The sequence below is a fragment of the Rhizobium sp. 16-488-2b genome (assembly GCF_017741815.1).
In the GTDB taxonomy this organism is placed as follows: domain Bacteria; phylum Pseudomonadota; class Alphaproteobacteria; order Rhizobiales; family Rhizobiaceae; genus Rhizobium.
The window spans coordinates 202,845-226,544 of the sequence record NZ_JAGHMF010000020.1; the positions used below are offsets into that span (position 1 = coordinate 202,845).

General features: G+C 63.1%; 22 protein-coding genes and 1 pseudogene. 12 read left to right on the forward strand and 11 right to left on the reverse strand.

The genetic code is table 11. The features are described 5' to 3' along the window. Positions 1–56: 56 nt before the first annotated feature. From J5286_RS18540 to hemH, 5 genes are all read left to right on the forward strand, one after another. Positions 57–929 (forward strand): heme-dependent oxidative N-demethylase family protein, encoded by an 873-nt coding sequence (locus J5286_RS18540; protein ID WP_209191627.1) that lies wholly within the window; start codon positions 57–59, stop codon positions 927–929. Positions 930–1,066: 137 nt separating this feature from the next. Next, positions 1,067–2,518, forward strand: a complete 1,452-nt coding sequence (locus J5286_RS18545) for a homospermidine synthase (protein ID WP_112981595.1) — start codon at positions 1,067–1,069, stop codon at positions 2,516–2,518. A gap of 171 nt (positions 2,519–2,689) precedes the next feature. After that, positions 2,690–3,058, forward strand: coding sequence for an outer membrane lipoprotein Omp10 (gene omp10, locus J5286_RS18550; RefSeq protein ID WP_026283239.1), 369 nt, complete (start codon positions 2,690–2,692; stop codon positions 3,056–3,058). 213 nt (positions 3,059–3,271) lie between these two features. Further along, complete coding sequence (locus tag J5286_RS18555) at positions 3,272–5,173, forward strand: bifunctional metallophosphatase/5'-nucleotidase (RefSeq protein ID WP_209191628.1); 1,902 nt, start codon at positions 3,272–3,274, stop codon at positions 5,171–5,173. 148 nt (positions 5,174–5,321) lie between these two features. After that, positions 5,322–6,359 (forward strand): ferrochelatase, encoded by a 1,038-nt coding sequence (hemH, locus tag J5286_RS18560; RefSeq protein WP_209191629.1) that lies wholly within the window; start codon positions 5,322–5,324, stop codon positions 6,357–6,359. A 234-nt stretch (positions 6,360–6,593) separates the two neighbouring features. On the opposite strand, the gene queE is transcribed toward hemH, so the two are convergent. The 3 genes from queE to queC are packed head-to-tail and all read right to left on the reverse strand — an operon-like array spanning position 6,594 to position 8,390. After that, on the reverse strand, positions 6,594–7,325 hold the full coding sequence (gene queE, locus J5286_RS18565) for a 7-carboxy-7-deazaguanine synthase QueE (protein ID WP_209191630.1): 732 nt from the start codon (positions 7,323–7,325) through the stop codon (positions 6,594–6,596). Further along, a complete protein-coding gene (queD, locus tag J5286_RS18570; RefSeq protein ID WP_209191631.1) occupies positions 7,322–7,678 on the reverse strand; it encodes a 6-carboxytetrahydropterin synthase QueD in 357 nt (118 codons plus the stop codon). The genes queE and queD overlap by 4 nt, the downstream gene beginning before the upstream one ends. A gap of 4 nt (positions 7,679–7,682) precedes the next feature. Next, on the reverse strand, positions 7,683–8,390 hold the full coding sequence (gene queC, locus J5286_RS18575; RefSeq protein WP_209191632.1) for a 7-cyano-7-deazaguanine synthase QueC: 708 nt from the start codon (positions 8,388–8,390) through the stop codon (positions 7,683–7,685). 195 nt (positions 8,391–8,585) lie between these two features. Between queC and J5286_RS18580 the strand changes: the two genes are divergently transcribed. After that, positions 8,586–9,599, forward strand: a complete 1,014-nt coding sequence (locus tag J5286_RS18580; protein ID WP_209191633.1) for an SPFH domain-containing protein — start codon at positions 8,586–8,588, stop codon at positions 9,597–9,599. A 3-nt stretch (positions 9,600–9,602) separates the two neighbouring features. Further along, positions 9,603–10,058: an NfeD family protein gene (locus J5286_RS18585; protein ID WP_209191634.1), complete on the forward strand. Its 456-nt coding sequence runs from the start codon at positions 9,603–9,605 to the stop codon at positions 10,056–10,058. Between the two features lie 41 nt (positions 10,059–10,099). Here the strand turns inward: J5286_RS18585 and J5286_RS18590 are convergent, their stop codons facing one another. Then, positions 10,100–11,095 (reverse strand): KpsF/GutQ family sugar-phosphate isomerase, encoded by a 996-nt coding sequence (locus J5286_RS18590; RefSeq protein WP_047509868.1) that lies wholly within the window; start codon positions 11,093–11,095, stop codon positions 10,100–10,102. Positions 11,096–11,235: 140 nt separating this feature from the next. Between J5286_RS18590 and J5286_RS18595 the strand changes: the two genes are divergently transcribed. Continuing rightward, positions 11,236–12,801, forward strand: coding sequence for an outer membrane beta-barrel protein (locus J5286_RS18595; protein ID WP_209191635.1), 1,566 nt, complete (start codon positions 11,236–11,238; stop codon positions 12,799–12,801). 48 nt (positions 12,802–12,849) lie between these two features. Here J5286_RS18595 and galU read toward each other — a convergent pair whose 3' ends face one another. Beyond that, a complete protein-coding gene (gene galU, locus J5286_RS18600) occupies positions 12,850–13,737 on the reverse strand; it encodes a UTP--glucose-1-phosphate uridylyltransferase GalU (RefSeq protein WP_018899750.1) in 888 nt (295 codons plus the stop codon). A gap of 201 nt (positions 13,738–13,938) precedes the next feature. Here galU and J5286_RS18605 point away from each other — a divergent pair, with 201 nt between their 5' ends. Further along, the gene (locus tag J5286_RS18605; protein ID WP_209191636.1) at positions 13,939–15,162 is read left to right on the forward strand and encodes a lytic murein transglycosylase; all 1,224 of its coding nucleotides are present in this window, start codon (positions 13,939–13,941) and stop codon (positions 15,160–15,162) included. A 97-nt stretch (positions 15,163–15,259) separates the two neighbouring features. Further along, positions 15,260–16,495 carry an SGNH/GDSL hydrolase family protein gene (locus J5286_RS18610; protein ID WP_209191637.1) on the forward strand — a complete coding sequence of 412 codons (1,236 nt, stop codon included), beginning with the start codon at positions 15,260–15,262 and terminating at the stop codon, positions 16,493–16,495. Positions 16,496–16,541: 46 nt separating this feature from the next. Here J5286_RS18610 and J5286_RS18615 read toward each other — a convergent pair whose 3' ends face one another. Both J5286_RS18615 and J5286_RS18620 read right to left on the reverse strand, forming a co-directional pair. Beyond that, entirely contained in the window at positions 16,542–17,384 is an 843-nt protein-coding gene (locus J5286_RS18615) for an oxidoreductase (RefSeq protein ID WP_209191638.1), read from the reverse strand. 42 nt (positions 17,385–17,426) lie between these two features. Then, positions 17,427–17,666, reverse strand: a pseudogene (locus J5286_RS18620) (Atu4866 domain-containing protein); the annotation flags it as partial. A gap of 143 nt (positions 17,667–17,809) precedes the next feature. Here J5286_RS18620 and J5286_RS18625 point away from each other — a divergent pair. Next, positions 17,810–18,700 (forward strand): LysR family transcriptional regulator, encoded by an 891-nt coding sequence (locus J5286_RS18625; protein ID WP_209191639.1) that lies wholly within the window; start codon positions 17,810–17,812, stop codon positions 18,698–18,700. Here the strand turns inward: J5286_RS18625 and J5286_RS18630 are convergent. Beyond that, positions 18,679–19,590 carry an AraC family transcriptional regulator gene (locus tag J5286_RS18630; protein ID WP_209191640.1) on the reverse strand — a complete coding sequence of 304 codons (912 nt, stop codon included), beginning with the start codon at positions 19,588–19,590 and terminating at the stop codon, positions 18,679–18,681. The two genes, J5286_RS18625 and J5286_RS18630, sit on opposite strands and share 22 nt — an antisense overlap. A gap of 98 nt (positions 19,591–19,688) precedes the next feature. On the opposite strand from J5286_RS18630, the gene J5286_RS18635 reads away from it, so the two are divergent. Next, positions 19,689–20,441 carry an SDR family oxidoreductase gene (locus J5286_RS18635; protein WP_209191641.1) on the forward strand — a complete coding sequence of 251 codons (753 nt, stop codon included), beginning with the start codon at positions 19,689–19,691 and terminating at the stop codon, positions 20,439–20,441. 61 nt (positions 20,442–20,502) lie between these two features. Here J5286_RS18635 and J5286_RS18640 read toward each other — a convergent pair whose 3' ends face one another. The 3 genes from J5286_RS18640 to J5286_RS18650 form a co-directional block, all read right to left on the reverse strand. Next, the gene (locus J5286_RS18640; protein ID WP_209191642.1) at positions 20,503–21,135 is read right to left on the reverse strand and encodes a LysE family translocator; all 633 of its coding nucleotides are present in this window, start codon (positions 21,133–21,135) and stop codon (positions 20,503–20,505) included. A gap of 120 nt (positions 21,136–21,255) precedes the next feature. After that, positions 21,256–22,008 carry a hypothetical protein gene (locus J5286_RS18645; RefSeq protein WP_209191643.1) on the reverse strand — a complete coding sequence of 251 codons (753 nt, stop codon included), beginning with the start codon at positions 22,006–22,008 and terminating at the stop codon, positions 21,256–21,258. 163 nt (positions 22,009–22,171) lie between these two features. Then, positions 22,172–23,626 (reverse strand): glutamate synthase subunit beta, encoded by a 1,455-nt coding sequence (locus J5286_RS18650; RefSeq protein ID WP_209191644.1) that lies wholly within the window; start codon positions 23,624–23,626, stop codon positions 22,172–22,174. Positions 23,627–23,700: the final 74 nt, after the last annotated feature.

Genomic DNA, 23,700 nt, shown 5'->3' on the forward strand with positions numbered 1-23,700 from the left:
GCCCGGCCTCTCGTCACCTATTGCCAGCAGGCTAGCAAATCGGCACTTTGCTGACAATGACGCCACCGACCTACACGCCCTATGACGGCTCGACCAAGCCCTTTACCATCGGCCTGATGCCGCTCGATCCCGATCGCTGGATCGAGCCCGATGCCGATTGGGCCCACTATGTCGGCGAGAAGCGTGCGCTGGTCGAGAGCAGTCGCGACGACGTCTTCGTCGCCGAAGCCGACACATCGGACGCGCAGCAGGAAGCACTCGACCTGCTGCGTCAGCATCTGCGCGAACGCCACCCCAACCTCTGTCCCGACGTGCCAGACACTGGCAGCGATCTCCCGCCGCTGCTCAGCGCCGGCCTGATGATCCAGGACGATCTCGTCATCATGCGCCGCAAGCCGGATGGCTGGCATCTCGTGGCCGGCTTCGTCGCCTTCCCCTCCTCCTGGTCGCTGCGCGAAAAATTCGGCCGGCCGATGCATGCGATCCATGCGGATGTGCCGGGCTTTGGCGAGGGCACGCGCAATGCCACCCTGATCCACCGCATCTTCGACAATCTGCAGGTTTCTCAACCGGTCGAGCGGCTGAACTGGTCGGTCAACACCTCGAGTGCCCTCTTCCTGCCGCTCTCCAAGCATCGCCGCCCGCCGCAGGCAGAACCCTTTACGCTCGCCGATCGCTTCGCCCGCGTCGAGCGCCAGACGCTGCGCAAGCTCCCTCGGTCGGGCGATGTCCTCTTCACGATCCGCGTCTACGTCGATCCGATCTCCGCTATTGCCCATCACCCGCAGGCGCAAAGCCTGGCGGCAAGCTTCGCAGCCCAGCTCGAAAGCCTCGACGAGCACCAGGCCGCCTACAAGGGACTGAGCCTGCAGAAGCGCGAACTGGCGGCGAAATTGCACGCGTTTGCAAGCAGCGATCGCTTCACCTGATATTTACATTCCCGGCCGGAACGCTCTTTATTGTGACGTGATTTTGTGATTAGAGCCGGTCACCTAGCGGTATTTGAACGATTTCAAATGAATTCTTAGAGGCCTCTCGCCTTCGTCGCCTTCCACAGGAGAAAAGAATGACGGAACAGAACCACCCGGTATATGCCGAAATTACCGGCCCGATCGTCATGATCGGCTTTGGCTCCATTGGCCGCGGCACGCTGCCCCTGATCGAGCGCCACTTCAAGTTCGACAAGAGCCGGATGGTCGTCATCGACCCGCGTGAAGAGCCCTCCGACATGGAGATCTTGAAGCAGCACGGCGTCCGTCACATCAAGGAATATGTGACGAAGGACAACTACAAGGACCTGCTGAAGCCGCTTCTGACCGAAGGCGAAGGCCAGGGTTTCTGCGTCAACCTCTCGGTTGACACCGGTTCGCTCGACCTGATGAAGCTCTGCCGCAAGCTCGACGTTCTCTACATCGACACCGTCGTCGAGCCGTGGCTCGGCTTCTACTTCGACAAGTCCATGAAGAACGCCGACCGCACCAACTATGCGCTGCGCGAAACCGTTCGCAAGGAAAAGGCAAAGAACCCTGGTGGCGCCACCGCCGTTTCCACCTGCGGCGCAAACCCGGGCATGGTTTCCTGGTTCGTCAAGCAGGCGCTGGTCAACCTCGCAAACGACACCGGCCTGAAGTTCGACGAGCCGGATCAGCATGACCGCGAAGGCTGGGCCAAGCTGATGAAGAAGCTCGGCGTCAAGGGCGTCCACATCGCAGAGCGCGACACGCAGCTCACCAAGAACCCGAAGCCGCTCAACGTCTTCTGGAACACCTGGTCCGTCGAAGGCTTCATTTCCGAAGGTCTGCAGCCGGCTGAACTCGGCTGGGGCACCCACGAAAACTGGATGCCGAAGAACGCCAAGAAGCACAAGAAGGGCTGCCAGGCCGCCATCTATCTCGAGCAGCCGGGCGCCAACACCCGCGTTCGCACCTGGTGCCCGACGCCTGGCCCGCAGTATGGCTTCCTCGTCACCCACAACGAGTCCATCTCGATCGCCGATTACTTCACGGTGCGCGACAAGGACGGCGAAGTGACCTTCCGCCCGACCTGCCACTACGCCTACCATCCCGCCAACGACGCCGTTCTGTCGCTGCATGAGATGTTCGGCAATGGCGGCACCGCGCAGCCGGTTCACCACGTTCTCGACGAGCATGAACTCGTAGACGGCGTCGACGAACTCGGCGTGCTGCTCTACGGCCACGAGAAGAACGCCTACTGGTTCGGCTCGCGCCTGTCGCTCGAAGAGACCCGTCGCATCGCGCCTTACCAGAACGCCACCGGCCTGCAGGTCACCTCGGCGGTTCTGGCCGGCATGGTCTACGCGCTTGAAAACCCGAAGGCCGGCATCGTCGAAGCCGACGAGATCGACTACAAGCGCTGCCTCGAAGTACAGCTGCCCTACCTCGGCCCGGTCGAAGGTCACTACACCGACTGGACCCCGCTCGATGGCCGCCCGGGCCTCTTCCCCGAGGACATCGACACCAAGGATCCTTGGCAGTTCAAGAACATCCTCGTTCGCTGATAGAAACGAGATCACGATCACCAGATGCCCGCCGCAAGGCGGGCATTTTTGTAACGCCTGCTGTATAAATGCCCTGACGCGCGCAAGAAGCCTTGCCTTCCCGGAACGCTCGCGCCATGTGTTCGTTAACCAAGCGTTATGTTTTTCGGTCTGAACTTCCGGGAGAATCTTATGAGACTCAAAACCCTCCTCGTGATCGCGAGTGCTTCGGCGGCCCTTTCGGCCTGCGTTCCGCAGTCACCGCGTCCGATGCCCGTTGCCGCCGCCCCGGCGCAGACAGGCGTGGAAGGCTCCTGGTCGGATCCGAACGGCATCATCTCCACCTTCCAGGCCGGCACGTTCACGACGCGCACGACCGACACCAACCAGATGCTGGCCTCCGGCACCTACATCAACACGTCGCCGACGCTGGTCGAGATCAACATGACCTCGCTGGTGCGCAAGACGCAGTCCAAGGTCAACTGCGCGCTGGTCACCCAGAGCCAGCTCAACTGCACCTCCGACAGCGGCTCGCAGTTCAGCCTCAACCGCCACATGTAAATCGCCTTATATGGCCGATCGAAAAAGCTCCCCTCGCGGGAGCTTTTTTTGTTTACCGCTCTTGGAATGCACCCGCGCTGTCACAGGTTTTTCTCTTGCGGCCACTAAGGGTTGATGGAAACATCGACCGCGTAGGGACGGCGAGGCTTGGGGGACTGGTATCCGGTAAACCGGATCGGGTTCGAGCGTCGCCGATAAAACCAGGAGAACAGGATGACGAAATCGTTTCAATTCGGTCTGCTGACCGCGTCCGTATTGGCGCTGTCGAGCAGTGCCGCCTTTGCCGATTACCAGCTCAATATTTTGCACATCAACGATTTCCATTCGCGCATCGAGGCGATCAACAAGTTCGATTCCACCTGCTCGGCCGAAGAGGAGAGCAAGAAGGAATGCTTCGGCGGCGCCGCCCGCCTGAAGACCGCCATCGACCAGCGCCGCGCCGCATTGGCCGGCCAGAACGTGCTGACGCTGAACGCCGGCGACAATTTCCAGGGCTCGCTGTTCTATTCGACATACAAGGGCACCGCCGAACTGGAGATGGTCAACGCCATCAAGTTCGACGCCATGACGCTCGGCAACCATGAATTCGACGACGGCGAAAAGGCGCTGGCGCCGTTCATGGACAAGGTCGCCTTCCCCGTCACCGCCGCCAATGTCGAAATCTCCGACGCCTCGACGATCAAGAAGAAGCCGGAACCCTCGGTCGTGCCCGAGATCGGCGGCCAGAAGATCGGCATCATCGGCGTCGTCACCACCGAAACCCCGGAGCTCGCCTCCCCCGGCCCGAACGTTAAGTTCACCGACGATGTCGCGGCGATCACCAAGGAAGCCGCCAAGCTGAAGGCCGGGGGCGTCAACAAGATCATCGCGCTGACGCATGTCGGCTATACCAGGGACCTCTCCGACATCGCCAAGATCCCGGATGTCGATGTCGTCGTCGGCGGCCACTCGCACACGCTTCTGTCGAACACCGATCCGAAGGCTGAAGGCCCTTATCCGACCATGGTCGACAATCCCGGTGGCTATAAGGTTCCCGTCGTCACCGCCGCCTCCTACAGCAAGTATCTCGGCGATGTCGTGATCACCTTCGACGACAACGGCGTCGTCAAGGAAGCCAAGGGCGACCCGATCCTGATCGACAGCTCGTTCACGCCCGACCCCCAGATCGCCGCCCGCATCACCGAGCTCGCCAAGCCGATCGAAGACCTGCGCAAGAAGGTCATCGGCTCCTCCGAGGGCCCGATCGAAGGCGACCGCAAGGTCTGCCGCGTCGAGGAATGCTCGATGGGCAACCTCGTCGCCGACGCGATGCTCGATCGCGGCAAAAGCCAGGGCATGCAGATCGCCATCCAGAACGGCGGCGGCCTGCGCTCGTCGATCGACGGCGGCGATGTCACCCAGGGCGAAGTCGTCACCGTGCTGCCCTTCCAGAACACGCTCGCCACCTTCCAGCTGACAGGCGCCGATATCCGCACGGCGCTGGAAAACGGCCTCGGCAAGATCGAGGAAGGCGCCGGCCGCTTCCCGCAGGTGGCGGGCATGAAGTACAGCTTCGACAAGTCCAAGCCCCCGGGCAGCCGCGTCGTCTCCGTCGAGGTCAAGGACGGCGACGCATTCGTGGCGCTGGATGATGCCAAGACCTACGGCGTGGTCACCAACAACTACATGCGCGCAGGCGGCGACGGCTATTCGATCTTCGCCACAGCAGGCAAGAACGCCTATGACTTCGGCCCTGATCTCGCCGACGTTACCGCCGATTTCCTCGCCGCCCATTCGCCCTACAAGCCCTACACGGATGGCCGCGTGACCGAGGTCGCCTCTTCGGCCGCAGCGCCTGCACCGACGGCACCGGCAGCAACGCCGGCACCGGCCACGCCTGAAGCAACGCCCGCTCCCGCCACCCCGGCCGCAACGGCACCGTCCACGGAAGCCCCTGCGGCGCTCGCACCGAACACGCCGACCACCCACGTCATCGCATCTGGCGACACGCTGTGGGATCTCGCCAAGCAGTTCTATGGCGACGGCACGCTCTGGAAGAAGATCTCTGAGGCCAACGGCAAGCCGACCCCGCGCCATCTGACGGTTGGCAAGGAGCTGCAGATCCCGTCCAAGTAAGCCTTGCGGCTGGACGCAATAAAGTATGACGATTTGTCCCAATGATCTGAGCCGGTCCGGGGTTTCCCGGGCCGGCTTTTGTTCCTATAGGGTGAACCATTCGATCTCGTCCGCGTATGAGCGGCTGAGCAGCAGAACTGAGGTTTGAATGACGACCGTTGATACCACGCACCATCCGTCGGCACACCCGAAGGTGAACTATGGCAAGGTGGGCGTCCTGCTCGTCAATCTCGGCACCCCTGACGGCACCGACTACACCTCGATGCGCCGCTATCTCAAGGAATTCCTGACCGACAAGCGCGTCATCGAATGGTCGCCCTGGAAGTGGTATCCGATCCTCTTCGGCATCGTCCTCAACACCCGCCCCGGCAAGGTCGGCAAGGCTTACGAGCTGATCTGGAACAAGGAGAAGGACGAGAGCTATCTGCGCACCTACACCCGCAGCCAGTCGGACCTGATGGCCGAGCGGTTGAAAGATTTGGAGAACGTCAAGGTCGACTGGGCCATGCGCTACGGCACCCCCTCGATCGCCTCGCGCATCCAGGCGCTGAAGGACGACGGCTGCGACAAGATCGTGCTCTTCCCGCTCTATCCGCAATATGCAGCCGCCACCACCGCGACCGTCAACGACAAGGCTTTCCAGCACCTGTTGAAGATGCGCTGGCAGCCGGCGCTACGCACCGTGCCCGATTATCACGACGACGACACCTATATCGAGGCGCTGGCCAACTCGATCACCAAGCATCTGTCGACGCTCGATTGGCAACCGGAAAAGATCATCGCCTCCTTCCACGGCATCCCCATGTCCTACTTCAAGAAGGGCGACCCCTATTACTGCCAGTGCCAGAAGACCGGCCGCCTGCTGCGCGAAAAGCTCGGTCTCTCGAAGGACCAGTTCATGGTCACCTTCCAGTCCCGCTTCGGCCCGGAAGAATGGCTGCAGCCCTATACCGACAAGACGGTGGAGCAGCTCGCAAAGGACGGCGTGAAAAAGATCGCCGTCCTGAACCCCGGCTTCGTCTCCGACTGTCTGGAGACGCTGGAAGAGATCGCCGAACAGGCGGCGCATTCGTTCCACGAGAATGGCGGCGAGAAGTTCGCGCATATTCCGTGTCTGAACGACAGCGACGATGGGATGGCGGTGCTGGAGAAGGTGGTGCGGCGGGAATTGTTGGGGTGGGTTTGAGGGTAGCGGCTAGGCCTCGTCAGCCGCTGCGACCAGCCATACCCCCCTCTGCCCTGCCGGGCATCTCCCCCACAAGGGGGGAGATCGACTCGTGGTGAGGTTTACGCCAAACAATTAAGGTGGAGCGAGCGGCTGCCCCCAGCCAATCTCCCCCCTTGTGGGGGAGATGTCCGGCAGGACAGAGGGGGGTAACACACGGCAAAACCGAGCCTAAGTGCACTCCTCACAACCCACTCACACCCCCCGCCGATTCCCCCACAACAACACATGCAGCTGCGGCAGCACCCGGGCTTCGAACCACCGATCCTCGGTCACCTTCCCCACCAGCCACAACATCCGATCCATGATCCCATCGATATCGATCCTGGCATCATCGTCATCGGCAGGCGGCGGCGTGTGGTTCCCGGGCTGCAGATAAACCGGCAGATCCGGATACCGCGCGGAAGCCTCCCGCGCATAGCCATAATCCCGCTCATCGAACACCACGATCTTCAGCGCGATATCAGGCCCGCCGGCGGCCTTCCGTAGACAGTCCTCGAACTGCCCCCAGTCCGTCTCCATGCCGCTCGACGGCGGCTTCGGGCTCAGCACCAGCGTGTCGAGATCGGCAAACCAATCCCTGGCGACACTGCCTTGCGTCTCCAGCGCGAACCGATAGCCCTCGCCATGTCCGCGCGCAATCAGCGGCCCCAGCGGCTGGATCGCCGGATTGCCGCCGGAGAGCGAGACAGTCAGTGGCCGCCCGCCCGAGAGCGAAACGACCTCGGCCCAGATCTCCTCCACCGACATCGGCGTCCATTGATCGCGATATTCGCTGTCGACGGCATGCAGCGTGTCGCACCACGAACAGCGGTAATCGCAGCCGCCAGTGCGCACGAAAACCGTCGGCAGGCCGATCAGCACGCCCTCGCCCTGAATGGTTGGCCCGAAGATCTCGCTGACGCGGATCTTGTGATCGGCGCTCATGGCCGGTACTCCGCCCAGGTCTTCGGTGTCTCGCTGACCCGAACGGCCGACGTCTCCGGCAGGATCGCCTTGCACCAGTCATAGAAGTGCTTGGCGAGATATTCAGACGTCACTCGATCATGACCGAGCACCTCGTTCAGATGCCTGTGGTCGAAACGCTCGTCGATATAGCGCTTCAGCGGAGCAAGCTCGTGATAGTCACGCACGAAGCCGTCGTCATTGAGTTCTGCAGCCGCAAGCTCGACGACGACGATATAGTTGTGCCCGTGCAGCCGCGCGCACTGGTGATCGGCGGGCAGATGCGAGAGCTGATGCGAGGCGGAGAAGTGGAATTCCTTGGTAATGCGGAACACGGGATTACACCTCCGTGGCCGCGAAGCCCGATGTCGCCGACTTCCAGAAATCCGCGTCCTCGTAGTCCGTCGGGTCCGCGACGCCGGCCAGATGAAACGCCTCGCGCCGCTCGACGCAGGTGCCGCAGCGCCCGCAATGGCGCGCCCCGCCCTTGTAGCACGACCACGTCTCCGCAAACGGCGTGCCGTGCTTTTCGCCATCGGTGACGATATCGGCCTTGGTGGCGTTGACGTAGGGCGCCTGCAGGTTGACGCTGGCATAGCCGTCCAGGGCTGCATCCTGCATGGTTTGAAACGCGTCGATGAAGCCGGGGCGGCAATCGGGATAGATGAAGTGGTCGCCGCCATGCACGGCAACAGCCACGGCATCCGCCTTCTGCGCGGCGGCAAGCCCGAAGGCGATGGCGAGCATGATGGCGTTGCGGTTCGGAACCACCGTCGCCTTCATGGTCTCCTCAGCATAGTGTCCATCGGGCACGTCGATATTGTCGGTCAGCGCCGAGCCGGTGAGGTGGCTGCCGATCGGCCTGATGTCGATGATCTGATGCGGCACGCCGAGCCTTTTGGCGCAGGCGGCGGCATAGTCGAGTTCCTTGCGGTGACGCTGGCCGTAATCGAAGGAGAGCAGGCCGATAAGCTGCTGTTCCCCAGCGATCCAGTGCGCAAGCGAAACGGAGTCCAATCCGCCGGAGCAGATGACGATAGTCTTCATGATGTTTGATCCCTTGTTTTGACCGGGTGGGCTGCGACCGGATGCGGGCGTTCTAGGCCAAAGGGACCGCATTGTGAAGAACCAATCGAACCCCCATATTTGATGGGTAACGCGGCACGACTACCTGAGAGCGTGGCTTTTGAAATCGTCTCGGCTAAGGTGCGGCTATTCGATTCGGGTTTTGGGAGGTATTTCATGGTTTTGGGCGGCTTCGACATCGTGGTCATCGCGCTGGTGGTCTTCGTCATCCTGGTGCTCTTCGCCGGCATCAAAACGGTCCCGCAGGGTTATCAGTACACGGTCGAGCGCTTCGGCCGCTACACCCGCACGCTGGGTCCCGGCCTCAACATCATCACCCCCTTCATTGAGCGCGTCGGCGCCCGCATGAACGTCATGGAGCAGGTGCTCGACGTTCCCACGCAAGAAGTCATCACCCGCGACAACGCCTCGGTCTCGGCCGATGCCGTCGCCTTCTACCAGATCCTCAACGCCGCCCAGGCGGCCTACCAGGTTTCCAATCTCGAAAACGCCATCCTCAACCTGACCATGACCAACATCCGCTCGGTCATGGGCTCGATGGACCTCGACGAGCTACTCTCCAACCGCGACGCGATCAACGACCGCCTGCTGCGTGTCGTGGACGATGCCGTTCAGCCCTGGGGCATCAAGGTCACCCGCGTCGAGATCAAGGATATCCAGCCGCCGCGCGATCTCGTCGATGCCATGGCCCGCCAGATGAAGGCCGAGCGCGAGAAGCGCGCCCAGGTGCTGGAAGCCGAAGGCTCGAGAAACGCGCAGATCCTGCGCGCCGAAGGTGCCAAGCAGTCGGCGATCCTGCAGGCCGAGGGCCAGCGTGAATCCGCCTTCCGCAACGCCGAGGCGCGCGAACGCCTGGCCGAGGCCGAAGCCAAGGCCACCAAGATGGTGTCGGAAGCCATCGCCGCCGGCGACGTGCAGGCGATCAACTACTTCGTGGCGCAGAAATACACCGAGGCGCTGACCGCGATCGGCTCGGCCACCAATTCCAAGGTCGTGCTGATGCCGATCGAGGCCTCGTCGATCATTGGCTCGCTGAGCGGCATCGGTGCCATCGCCAAGGAAGTCTTCGGCGGCAGCGACACTCCGCCGGCGGCCCCCGCGCCGCGCCAGGTCCAGGCCCCGCGCACCACGCCGCAGGTCAACCCGTTCAACCAGAACCCGGAGCGCTGATAGATGCTGGCCGCCATCACATCGGAATTGGGGCCATGGAGCTGGTGGGTCGTCGGCCTCGTGCTGCTCGCCGCCGAGATGCTGGTGCCCGGCTTCTTCCTCGTCTGGATCGGTCTCGCGGCAATCGCCGTCGGCGCGCTGTCGCTGCTCTTCTGGGATAGCGCCTTCTGGGTGTGGCAGCTGCAGGCGATCCTGTTCGCCGCCTTCGCCGTCGGCGCCACCTTCATCGGCCGCAAGCTGACGCGCGATCACGGCGAGACGGACGAGCCCTTTCTCAACCAGCGCAGCGCCAGCCTCGTCGGTCGCACCGCGACGCTCGCCGAGCCGATCACCGAGGGCCGTGGCCGCATCAAACTGGATGACACGCAATGGAAGGTGAGCGGCCCGGATCTGCCCGTCGGCGCGCGCGTCAAGGTCATATCAAGCAACGGCCGCGACCTGACGGTCGAGGAAGCCTGATCCCGATCAAGCTGGCCTTGATCCCGATCAAGCTGGCTTGATCAGGCCACGCCGATCCTGAGAAGATCGTGGAAATGAATGAGCCCGACCGGCCTGTTGTCGTCGTCGACGACAATCAGCGCGCCAATGCTGTGCTTGTTCAAGAGCGCTAGCGCGGCGGTTGCCAGCACATTCGGCTTCACCGTCTTCGGCGCCCGCGTCATGATATCGTCGACCACGAGCTCCGACAGGTTGCGCGACAGATTGCGCGCCATATCGCCCTCGGTGACGATGCCGCAAAGCCGGCCGTCCTCGTCCAAAATACCGACACAGCCGAAATGCTTGCGCGATAGCGTCGAGATCGCCTCCGGCAGCGGTGTGCCCTTGGCAACCAGCGGTACGCGCTCGCCGGTGTGCATGACATCGGCGACATGGCTCAAGGCCGCACCCAGCTTGCCGCCCGGATGGAACACATGGAAATCGCGCGCCGTGAAGCCGCGCGCCTCAAGCAGCGCGATCGCCAGCGCATCACCCATGGCCAGCTGCATCATCGTCGACGTGGTCGGCGCCAAGCCGTGCGGGCAGGCTTCCTCGACATTCGGCATCAGAAGCACGACATCGGACGCCTTGGCCAGCGACGAATCCGGCGAACAGGTCATGGAGATCAGCGGAATGGAGAAGCGGCGCGTATAGGCGATCACGTTGCGCAGTTCCGCACTCTCGCCGCCCTTCGACAGCGCCAGCACCGCATCCCCCAGCCCCACCATGCCGAGATCGCCGTGATTGGCCTCGGCGGCGTGCATGAAGAAGGCGGGCGTTCCGGTCGATGCGAGCGTCGCGGCGATCTTGACGCCGATATGGCCGCTCTTGCCGACGCCGGTAACGATCACCCGCCCCGAAATGCCGCCGATCGTTTCGACAGCCTGCATGAAAGGCCCGGCGAGATCGCCGTCAAAGGCCTGTTCGAGGGACACCAACGACTGTCGTTCGGTGGCGAGTGTGCGCCTGGCCGAGTCGATCACGCCGTTGTCGATGAGATTTACCGCTCGCTTGATCATCGCCATCCGTTAGCCGCTTTCCAGCGCGGTGTCCACCATAGCGGCGGATTGCACACCGCTTGCGGCCAAATGGCAACGAATGGTTAACCACGAGGCTTTACGTTCGGGTAACCACTTCGAAGCATGCCGAGCGCAACCATATGGGCCATTGGAGACATACGAGCAGTCTGACGCCGCTCCGCGCGGCGGGCGTTGCCGTATCCGTGGCGCTGGCTGGTCTTGAGCTCGCAGTCCCCACTTCGGCGCTCGCCCAATCGGCGCGCACTGCCGCATCCTCCTCTCCCCTTGCCCAGTCCGCCTACATCGCCACCCCCGATGCCACGGGCGATCAACCGGATGACGGCGCGGCCATACCCGGCGCCGCGGCATCCGCCGACGACCCGGCCAATGCGAACGACGGCACTGCCAACGGCGCCAACGCCAACACCACCGCGACCGCACGGCAAACCACATCAGGCGACCAGCCGAGCGATGAGACCACCGGCTCCATTCTCGACGAAGACATGATGCGGCTGAACACCCGTGAGGCCCCGCTCGACGAGCGCAGGCCGCGCAAGCCCGACGTCAATCTCTCGACCGAGGAAACCCCTGGCATCCGCGTCGGCACCTTCGTGCTGCGTCCGACCGTAACGCAGAGCATCAACACCGAGACGCAGAAGGACGGCGACGTCAAGCAGACGCGCGCCTTCCTCGAAACCGACATGAAGACGACGCTGACGTCGGACTGGGCGCTGCATCAGCTGCTGATCACGAGCGAGGGCGCCTGGCAGAAGAATGTCAGCGGCGAAGGCGAGGAGCAGCCGGACTTCCGGATCAACGGCGATCTGAGGCTCGATCTCCCCGAGGAAACCACGGCCCACATCACCGGCGGCTACCACTTCTACCGCGAAGACACCGACGACCCGAACGCCATCCAGAACGCCGACCAGCAGTCGGACGTGCAGGAGTTCACCCTAGGCGCCTCGATCGAGCGCGACTTCGGTATTCTGCGAGGCAGCACCGGCATCGATTTCACCCGCACGATCTATTCCGACGCCACGCTATCCGATGGCACCGTCGTATCGCTCAGCGACCGCGACCAGACATCGGGCACCCTGCGCGGCCGCATCGGCTACGAGCTGTCGCCTGCCCTGATCCCCTTCATCGAAGGCAATGTCGGCAAGACGGTGTATGACCAGACGACCGACGTAGCCGGTTACCAGCGCTCCGGCGACAGCTACGGCGCCAAGGTCGGCGTCGAGGTGGATCTTGGCGAAAAGCTGCGCGGCGAAGTGGGCGTGGGTTACGAGATCGCCAGCTTCGACGACGTCAGGCTGTCGGATATCGACGCAACCGTGCTCGATGCCAGCGTCCGCTGGTCGCCTCTGCGTGGCACGGATATCGATTTCGGCCTGCAGACCAGCCTGCAGCCATCCACCACGCCAGGTGTCGCGGGCTATATCTCGCGCGCCATGACGACGACGGTCACGCATCAGCTGCGCGACAATCTGGTCGGAACCTTCCTGGGTGGGATAACCTTGCGCGACTATCCATCGGATAGCACGATCAGCGACGAGACGGTCTATACGACCAGCGCCGGCCTGACCTGGAACATCAACCGATATCTCGATCTGACGAGCACCATCGGCTATGAACTCACCTCCAGAAAAGTCGGCGCCGACTCGCAGCAATGGCGGGCCGGCGTCGGTCTGAAGCTGAAACGCTGATAGCGATCGGGAAGACCGCGACGCGGCCTCCCCTTCAATCGCCTGATATCAGAGACCCTTGAGCAGGTCCTTGAAGCCTTCGATCACGGTCGGGCGGATATCCGCACGTTCAAGCGCGAAGGCAACGTTGGCGAGGATGAAGCCATCCTTGGCGCCGCAGTCATAGGTCGTGCCCTTGAAGTGGTAACCGGCGAAAGCCTGGTCCTTCAGGAGCTTCAGCATGCCGTCGGTGAGCTGGATCTCGTTGCCGGCGCCGCGTTCCTGGGTTTCCAGGATCTTGAACACTTCCGGCTGCAGGATGTAGCGGCCGTTGATGAAGAAGTTCGACGGCGCGGTGCCCTTGGCGGGCTTTTCGACCATGCCGGTGATGCGGAAGCCGTCACCGATCGCGTCGCCGACGCCGACGATGCCGTATTTGTGGGCTTGATCGGGCGCGCACTCTTCCACGGCGATGATGTTGCCGCCACTCTGGGCATAAAGGTCGATCATGCCCTTCATGCAGCCCTTGGCTTCGCTCTTCATGATCATGTCGGGAAGCAGCAGCGCGAAGGGCTCGTCGCCGATGATCTCGCGGGCGCACCATACGGCGTGACCGAGGCCGAGCGGCTCCTGCTGGCGCGTGAAGCTCACGGTACCAGCCTTGGGAAGCTGGCCTGCGAGCAGGGTGATTTCGGCGTTCTTGCTGCGCTCGCGCAGCGTCTGCTCAAGCTCGAAATGGATGTCGAAATAGTCTTCGATGATGTGCTTGTTACGGCCCGTCACGAAAACGAAATGCTCGATCCCGGCTTCCAGCGCTTCATCCACCACATACTGAATGATCGGCTTGTCGACGACAGTCAGCATTTCCTTCGGAACGGCCTTCGTGGCCGGAAGGAAGCGCGTGCCGAGACCGGCGACCGGGAATACAGCTTTGCGAACTTTTTTATGCTCTGCCACACAGGCCTCCTGGGATGATTCTAACGCTTGAAATATAACGCGATTTTGATCGGATTAGATGAGATTTGCTACGGTTTTGCAAATAGTGACTGTGTTCGTGCGTCATGGTAAAGAATTTGTTGACTCCGTTCGGGTAGTCTCAGGCCTGAGCGGAATTTTTGCGCTCTGCTGTGCCTGAAACGAAAGGACGGATGACCGCCGATGACTCAAAATCACAAAATCTCCCTTCGTGGTCTTGCATTCGCATTCATCATGACCGCATCCGCCAGTCTGGCGCCTATTAACGCCATGGCCGACCAGCGGTTCCAGAAGTGGATCGCGGACTTCTATCAAACTGCCGCTCAAAATGGCATCAGCAAGGCAACTTATCGTAAAGCTTTCTCAGGCGTCAGCGACCCTGACCCTACGGTGCTGGAAAAGGCTACTTATCAGCCTGAATTTACGACGAAAATCTGGGATTACGTGGATTCTCGCGTAAATCCTTATACCGTCCAGATCGGCCGCAAGATGATGGCCAAACACGCCTCTACGTTGAATTGGATCGAGCGAAACTTCGGTGTCGACAAGACGATTCTCCTGGCGATCTGGTCGATGGAATCGAACTACGGCGCCGTGCTCGAGAAGGACGACAGGCTGCATTACGTGCCGCGTGCGCTGGCAACACTCGCCTATGCCGACGCCAAGCGCACCAAGTTCGCGCAGAAGCAGCTGATCGCCGCATTGAAGATCCTGCAGAACGGCGACATCTCGCCTGATGGCATGACCGGCTCCTGGGCCGGCGCCATGGGCCATACCCAGTTCATCCCCACCAGCTACCTGCTCTACGCCGTCGACGCCGACGGCAACGGCCACCGCGACATCTGGAACTCGGTTCCCGACGCGCTCGCCACCTCCGCCAATCTCCTGAAGAAGAACGGCTGGGATTTCGGCAAGACCTGGGGCTACGAAGTCAAGGTACCATCGAGCGCGCTGAAGCACGTCGGCAAGACCATGACGCTGTCGCAGTGGGCAGCCCTTGGCCTGAAGCGCCCGAGCGGCATGGGCTTCAAGGACGGTTCCGGCAAGGCGGTCTTGAAGATGCCTGCCGGCAATGACGGCCCGGGCTTCCTGATGACCAGCAACTTCTACACCATCAAGAAGTACAACGCCTCTGACAGCTACGCCATTGCCGTCGGCCTGCTCGCCGACGAGATCGCCGGCTATGGCGGCATGAAGCAGCGCTGGCCACGCCCAGATGGCACTCTCGACGTCAAGGAGAAGTTCGAGCTGCAGACCCGCCTGAAGGCGCTCGGCTATTATGACGGCGAGGTCGACGGCAATTTCGGCAGTGGTTCCAAGGCCGCGATCGCCGCCGTCCAGGGCCGCATCGGCATGCAGGCGGATGGCGAACCCTCGCTGCCGCTCCTGAACGCGCTTCGCAAGTAGCCGTCACGTCGCGATCAAAAACACGCGCACCGCGCTTTGGGGTGTGGACGCCCGTCCCGCTCCATGAGAAAATAAGCGTCGATGCAGGGCGGCCGATATGCGTAAACGAGTAGATCAGACAACAGCCAAGAGTGGCGTTCGCGGCATGCTCCGCTGGGGCGCGTTGGGCGCGGCGGTGCTGGTCTTGTCCACCTCTGTCCTCCCTCCCGTTTCGGCCGAAGCCCAGGAACAGCGCTATTATCAGCGCCGCTCGCTCATGGATTTCTTCTTGGGCCGCCGTTACATCGACGAGGCCCCGCAGGCGCCCGGCCAATACACGCAGCCGCGCGCCGCCCCCCAGCGAAAGAAGAAGGCGCCGCCTAAGGCCGCCGTCTCCACCCCGCGCGCCGCACCCGTGATCGCACCGGAAGAGAAGGTCGTCGAGAAGCTCGACAATGCCCAGAAGATCCTTGTCGTCGGCGACTTCCTGGCCGGCGGCCTCGGTGTCGGCATGGACGCGGCCTTCCAGGATTCGCCGGGCATCCTCATAGAGACCCATAGCAACGTCGCCTCCGGCCTCGTGCGCGACGATTATTACGACTGGCCCACGCAGCTCACGAAATTCATGGACGAGGCCAAGCCCGCCATGGTCGTCGTCATGCTCGGCGCTAACGACCGCCAGCAGATGGTGACCGATGTCGGCAAGGAGAAATTCCGCACCGATGGCTGGTACACCGAGTATCAGCGTCGCGTTCTCGCCTTCGGCAAGGCGGTGACGGCTAGAAAGATTCCGTTGCTCTGGGTCGGCCTGCCCGCTTTCGACTCGCCTTCGATGATGGCGGATGCGGCGCAGATGAACCAGGTCTACCGCAAGCAGGTGGAATCGATCGGCGGCGAGTTCGTCGATATCTGGGACGGCTTCGTCAGCGAGAGCGGCGATTTCATCGTCACCGGCTCCGACATCAATGGGCAGCAGGTACGCCTGCGCACCTCCGACGGCATCAACATGACCGATGCCGGCCGCCGCAAGGTCGCCTTCTATGTCGAAAAGCCAGCCCGCCGTATCCTCGGCACCCAGGCAAGCCCCGATCTCGTGCGCCTCGACAACAGCAGCGCGCCGGCGATCGGCCTCTCGTCGAACCCGGCCGATCACACCGACCCGATCGCGCTCTCCGACCCCAACCTCGACGGCGGCAGCGCCCTTCTCGGCGGCGCCGCCATTCCCGTCAGCGCCACGAAGTCGCCGCGCGACAAGCTGGTGCAGGATGGCGAAATGGCCAAGCCCCCGGCCGGTCGCGTCGACGACTACAGCCGCCCCGCCGCCAAATCGACCGCCGAGGTCTCGGTCAAGTAAAAGCGGGCGCTCGCACGCCCGCCTCTCTTTCTTTAGCTCAACTGGCTCAGCTCGGAAAATCCGCACTCAGCGTCACATCCGCCCATGCATCGAAATTCGACCGCAACGCATCCAGCCGCTCGCGAGCGATCTTCAGCGCCGGCGCGCCCAGCAGCAAGCGGAGCGGCGACTCCTCCGCCTCGTAGACGGCAATGACGGCCGCGGCAGCACGCGCCGGATCACCCGGCTGGTTGCCGGAGACCGCACGGGTCGCGGCCCTTCGCTTGCCAGCCGTCTCCGCGTAGTCGTCGATCACGGTCGCCGATTCGATCATCGAGCTGCCGGCCCAATTGGTGCGAAACGCACCCGGCTCCAGAATGGTGACCTTGATGCCCAGCGGCGCCACTTCGTGAGAGAGCGATTCCGACAAGCCCTCAACCGCGAACTTGGTGGCGTGATAATAGCCGGTCGCCGCGAACGCCACGAGGCCGCCGAGCGACGACGTGTTGAACACATGCCCGCGACGCCGCGCGCGCATGCCGGGAAGCACCCGCTTGGTCACCGCGATCAGGCCGAAGACATTGGTCTCGAACTGATCACGGATTTCCTGATCATCGCCCTCCTCGATCGCCGCGAGATAGCCGTAACCGGCATTGTTGACCAGCACGTCAATGCCGCCAAAATGCTTCTCCGCCGCACCAACCGCCTCGTCGATCGACGCTTTGGAGCGCACATCGAGCGCAAGCGGCAACACGTGATCGCCGTAGCGCGCGACCAGATCGTCGAGCGCGCCGGGCTTGCGCGCCGTGACAGCCGCCCGCCAGCCGCGCGCCAATACGGCTTCGGCCAAAGCGAGGCCGAGCCCCGAGGAAGCACCGGTGATGAACCAGATGGGGGAAGTCTCAGTCATGTCGTCTCCTTCCGGGCTTTTCGCCCACTCTTTCGTTGAGCCTTAGCGCCGGCGCAGGATCATGCCGCCATGGTGCAGCGTGTCGCGGTCGACGAAATCGCCGTCGGCGGTAAAGCCGGTGTCGTCCCAGTAATCGATATGAGCGCCACGGACCTCGTAGCGCCCCTGATAGGCGCTCTCGCGGTTGCCGCGCGCCTCGTCGTATCGGCCGTTCTCCAGAAGCGCGTGCCGAACCCGGCCGTCATCGGTGATCCACATCCCGACATAGGGGTGATCGCTCATCATCTCTCTCCTCTTCCGGCCTCGCAGGACCGATGCGATTGCAGGCGACGGCTCTTCCGTCTTGCCATGGGATGAGAGATAGGGGCGACATTGGCATCAAACGAGTTGTCAATCCGAGATAGCTTGGTTAGTTATTCTAACCAATGAGCGACCAGTTCGAAGGCATCTCCGTTTTCCTTGCCGTCGCGGAAGCGCGCAACTTCCGCGTCGCCGCCGAGCGGCTGGGCGTGACCCGCTCCGCCGTCAGCCAGGCGCTGCAGCGGCTGGAAGACCGGCTGGGCGTCACGCTCGTCCAGCGCACCACGCGCAGCGTGCGGCTGACCGAAGCCGGCGAACTGTTCCAATCCCTGGTGAAGGAGCCCGCCGACCGGGTGACAGAGGCGATCGAAGCCGTACGCGAGGTCCGCGCGCGGCCATCGGGCCTGCTGCGCATCGCCGTGTCGTCGATCGCCGAACGCGTCATTTCCGGCCCGTTGCTGGCAAGCTTCATGACGAAATATCCGGAACTGCGCCTGGATATCACCATCACCGACGGCGAGTTCGATATCGTCGAGGCCGGCTTCGATGCGGGGATCCGGCTGGGCGAGGTGATCGAGCAGGACATGGTGGCCGTCTCCGTCTCCTCAGCCCAGCGCCAGTGCGCCGTCGCATCGCCCGATTACATCGCCCGACGCGGCGCGCCGCAACACCCCCGCGATCTCGTCGATCACGTCTGCATCGGCTGGCGCCCTAGACCCGACACCGCCCCCTACCGCTGGGAATTCACCGAGAATGGCCGTGATTTCGATGTCGCCGTCGATCCCGACATGACGACCAACGACATGGGCATGATGCTGCGCATGGCCTCTTCAGGCGCCGGCATCACCTTCGGCATGGTCGAGACCTTCGCGCCCTATATCGCGCGCGGCGAGCTCGTGCCGCTTCTCGAAAGCTACTGCCCACCCTTCGACGGCTTCTACATCTACTACCCCCGCCGCCATCGCCAGCCGCAGAAGCTGCGCGTGCTGGTCGATCACCTCTCAAGCAGAGGCTGACTGCGGGCATACCGAGCCGGCGGCACGCCCGCATATCGCGAAAAGGCGACGCTGAACGCGCTGGCCGAACCGTAACCGACGCGCTCCGCCACCTCATCCATCGCGAGTTCGCGGCCGCGCAACAGCTGCTTGGCGAGCGCCATGCGCCAGGCCAGCAGATACTCCATCGGCGGCAGACCGACGACACGGCTGAAACGCGCGAAGAAGGCCGATCGGGAGAGTGACGCTTCGGTTGCGAGATCCGCCACGGTCCAGGGATGGGCCGGCCGTTCATGCAGCGCGTGAAGTGCCGCCGCCAGCCGTTCATCCGCAAGACCACGGCTCAGCCCAGGCGCGCCCGTCGGCTGCGTGCCGGATCGGAGCGCCTCGATCAGCAACACCTCCAACAGCCGTTCAAGCACCAGCTCACGCCCCGGCCGCCGCTCGCGTGTCTCCTCGCCGACCAATTGCATCAGCGTCGCCAGACGCGGTTCGCCGCGAACGACAACGACATCGGGCAGCAGCGAAACCAAAAGCGCCGCATCCGGCGAACCGAAGCTGCAATGACCGATGCGCATGCGCAGATCCGCCGGCCCATCGAGACGACCCGCGCGGAAGCGACCGTCGCTCATCTGCTTCGGAACGACGGCGGGCAGATCGCGCGGCGCGTCGATGCTCTCATTGACGAGATCACGCATGGCCGGCACCAGAACGAAGTCGCCGGCCTCAAGCATGAACGGCGGCTCCTCCCCGAATGTCACGCGACAGTGCCCCTCGATAACAGCGCAGTAGAAGGGCTCGCCCGTGGCCTCGCGTTCAATCCGCCAGAGGCCGGCGCATTCGACCAGCTTCGAGAAACGCGCGGCGGGCTGCAGCAGCGTGACGATTTCGGCAAGAGGATCAACGGCCACAATCAGGACTATCGCTAAAGAAATGGAGACTTCAGCCTATATCAAGTCTCGCACGCGGTCACTACCCTGCAATCATTCCCTTTCAATTGGAGACGCAGATGCCCACGATATTGATCACCGGTTGCTCGTCCGGCTTTGGCCTGGAGACCGCGAAACTCTTTCTCGACCGTGGCTGGGATGTGATCGCAACGATGCGCAAACCCGACCCCGACCTGTTGCCGGCCTCCGAACGCCTGCGCATCCTGGCGCTCGACGTCACGGACCCTGCAAGTATCGCGGAGGCCGTGGCGGCAGCCGGTCATATCGACGTGCTCGTCAACAACGCCGGCTTCGGAGCTCCCTCGCCCATCGAGCTCACCGCGCCGGAGACCGTGCGCTCCCTGTTCAAGACAAACACGATCGGCACCTTGGCGATGGTCCAGGCCGTCGTGCCGCAGATGCGCCAACGCCGGGCGGGCGTCGTCATCAACGTCACCTCGACGGTGACGGTGAAGACGCTGCCGGTCATCGGCGTCTATCGAGCGAGCAAGGCCGCCGTGAACGCGCTGACGGAATCCTTGGCGGTCGAGATGGAGCCATTCGGCGTGCGCGTGCATATCGTTCTGCCCGGCCGCTCGCCAACCACCCGCTTCGGCGAAAACGCCCGCCCCCATTTCCGTGGCCTTGACGATGCCGACTATGCGCCGATGCTTCAGCAGTTCATCAAGAACGTGCAGGACGATACCGGCCCGGTGACCCATCCCGCCGACGTGGCCGAAGCTGTATGGCGGGCTGCGACCGATCCATCCGCGCCGCTGCGTATTCCAGGCGGTGCCGATGCGGAACTCTGGATGGCCGAGGCGGGCCTCTAAAAACCGACCTTGTAGCTCGGGACCGCGCAAGGCAGCCCCGAGCCCAAATCAATCGTGTCGGCTAGCTCCGCTGTAATGCCAGATGCGCCCCGAGGCCGATCAGGATTCCTCCGCCCGCGCGCTGCACCAGCCGCTGCGCCGAACCCGAGCGCCTCAGCCTCGAAACCAAGACACCCGCCAGCATCACGCAGACGATATCAGCCGACGAGAAGATGAAATTGACGATCGTGCCAAGCAGCACGAATTGCAGCCAGACCGGAAAGCTGGCGGCGGGATCGATGAATTGCGGCAGGAAGGCCAGGAAGAAAATCGCCGTCTTCGGGTTCAGCACCTCGATCGAGATGCTCTCGACAAAGGCGCGCCGGCCGGACTTCGGATCGATGGCGGAGAGCGTCGTCTCCCCTTGAGACTTGCTGCGAAACAGCGAGATGCCGAGCCAAACCAGATAGGCCGCACCGGCGAGCTTGACCGCCATATAGAGCACCGGCACCGCATGAAAGATGATCGACAGGCCGGCGGCAGCCGCGATCACATGCACATAGCAGCCGACATGGATCCCGAGCGTCGCCATGAAGCCTGCCCGCCGTCCGCGTGCCAGCGTCTGGGCGGCGGCGTAAAGCATGGCCGGCCCGGGAATATAGGCAAACAGCGCCGTCGTGACGAAGAAGGTGATCAGCAGTTCGGTCGATGGCATCCGGTGTTGTTCCTTGCCGCATAGCCATGCGAAGCGATGGCCCGCGCACCATAGATCGCCGCATCGCGGTTGACCATGCCGCAATCCCATCGCGCCGGCGGGACTAAGACCGTGCCGGCCTTACTCGATCACCTCAACCGCCGACAACACCTCCACGCTGGCGGCAGCACCGCATCCATGCACCTCGATCTTCAGCTTCGCACCCGGAACGATGATCGTCCTCAGCTTCGCCTGAATGACCTTGGCATTGCCTGGCGGATCGACGTTGATGTAGCCGGTGCCGCGCTTGTCCTTGAACTGGAAGCCTTCTATCGCCTGCCCGGAGGCCTTCATCGTCAGGTCCACCACCTCGCCCGTCGTCGTGGCCACCTGGCAATCCGTCTCGGGGCTCAGGCCGGAGAGACGCCCGCTCGCTGCCGCCGCAGCGACCACAGGCGCGGTCGACGATCCGCAGCCGGAAAGCACTCGCAGCACGGCAGCCCCGCTTCCGCGCAGCGAAAACGCATAGGGCAGGCCGACCGGATCGAAAGCCAGCGTCGCCCGGCTCCCCTTCTGAAGGGCATCGGCGAAATCATCGGCAAGCGGCCAGCGATAAAGATCGTTGGCGCCGCGCTCTGGCAGATTGAAGGTGTATGTGCGGCCATCGATGATGATGTCGAACGGCTCACCGGTCGCCTTGCCGTGCTCGTAGATCACCATCTCGAAGCTCGGCGCGCCCACGGCCGGGCAACTGACCAGCAGGCACATGTTCTCGCTCAGGCACTTCGCCGTCGCCGGATAATTGACGTAGCCGGCGCGCTCCCAGGCCCCGGCCGGCGATGCCGCGACGCATAGGAAAGCGGCGACAATGCTGATGACAGATCGAACAGACATATTCATTGACCCCCGCACAACAAACAGTCCGTCCATACTCGCCGAACTGACGCGCCGGCCGCCAGATAGACTTTCTCGGTATGTAGGCTGCACAAGGCACAAAAAAGCTCGGGGCCGCGCAAGCGCAGACCCGAGCCAAGATCAATCCAAACGTCCCGGCAGCTTAGCGCGGCAGAACCGTCGAGCCCATCAGCGCCTCGTCGATGGCGCGTGCCGCCTGGCGTCCCTCGCGGATCGCCCAGACGACCAGCGACTGACCGCGGCGCACGTCGCCTGCCGTCCAGAACTTGTCGACCGAGGTCTTGTAGTCGCGGTCGTTGGCAACGACGTTTGTCGAGCCGCGGCGGTCGGTGTTGAGCGTCAGCTTGCCGTCGAGTTCCTTGAGCACGCTCGTGGTGAACGGGCCGCTGAAGCCGATGGCGATGAAGGCGAGATCGGCCTTGATGATGAACTCCGTGCCAGCGATCGGCTTGCGGCGCTCGTCGACTTCGCAGCACTTGACGCCGGTCAGGACGCCGTCTTCGCCGATGAACTCGAGCGTCGCCACCTGGAACTCGCGGACAGCACCTTCGGCCTGGCTAGAAGAGGTGCGCATCTTGGTGGCCCAGAACGGCCAGACCGCGAGCTTGTCTTCCTTCTCCGGCGGCTGCGGACGGATGTCGAGCTGGGTGACCTTCACGGCCCCCTGGCGGAACGCCGTGCCGACGCAGTCCGATGCGGTGTCACCGCCGCCAACGACGACGACATGCTTGGCGCCTGCAAGGATCGGGTCCGATGCCCAGCCGACACTGTCGATGTTTTCGCGGCCGACGCGCTTGTTCTGCTGCACGAGGTAAGGCATCGCATCGTGAACGCCGGCAAGGTCGAAGCCAGGAATGCCGGCTTCGCGCGGCGTTTCCGAACCGCCGCAGTAAAGAACGGCGTCATGATCGGCGAGCAGCTGCTCGACCTTCAGATCGACGCCGACGTTGACGCCGCAATGGAAGGTGACGCCCTCGCCCGAGATCTGCTCGACGCGGCGATCGATGAAGTTCTTCTCCATCTTGAAGTCGGGAATGCCGTAGCGCAGCAGGCCGCCGGGCTTCGATTCACGCTCATAGACATGCACCTCGTGACCCGCGCGGCCGAGCTGCTGGGCAGCCGCCATGCCGGCAGGGCCGGAGCCGATGATCGCGACCTTCTTGCCGGTGCGAACGGCAGCCGGCTGCGGCCGGATGAAGCCGAGCTCATAGGCCTTGTCGGCGATCGCCTGCTCTACGGTCTTGATCGCAACAGGCGCATCCTCGAGGTTCAGCGTGCACGCTTCCTCGCAGGGAGCGGGGCAGACGCGGCCGGTGAACTCAGGGAAGTTGTTGGTCGAATGCAGGTTCTGGATCGCTGCTTCCCAGTTGTTGTTGTAGACCAGATCGTTCCAGTCGGGGATCTGGTTGTGAACGGGACAGCCGGTCGGGCCATGGCAATAGGGAATGCCACAGTCCATGCAGCGCGCGGCCTGCTTCTGCACTTCCGGGTCCGACATCGGGATCGTGAATTCGCGGAAATGCCGGATACGGTCCGACGCCGGCTGATACTTCGCCACCTGCCGGTCGATTTCCAGAAACCCTGTTACCTTACCCATGCTGCTGTCTTCCCTTACACTCATGACCGCCTCACCGCAGCCAGTTGTCTGTTTTCAGTCCCGTTAACCGGGGC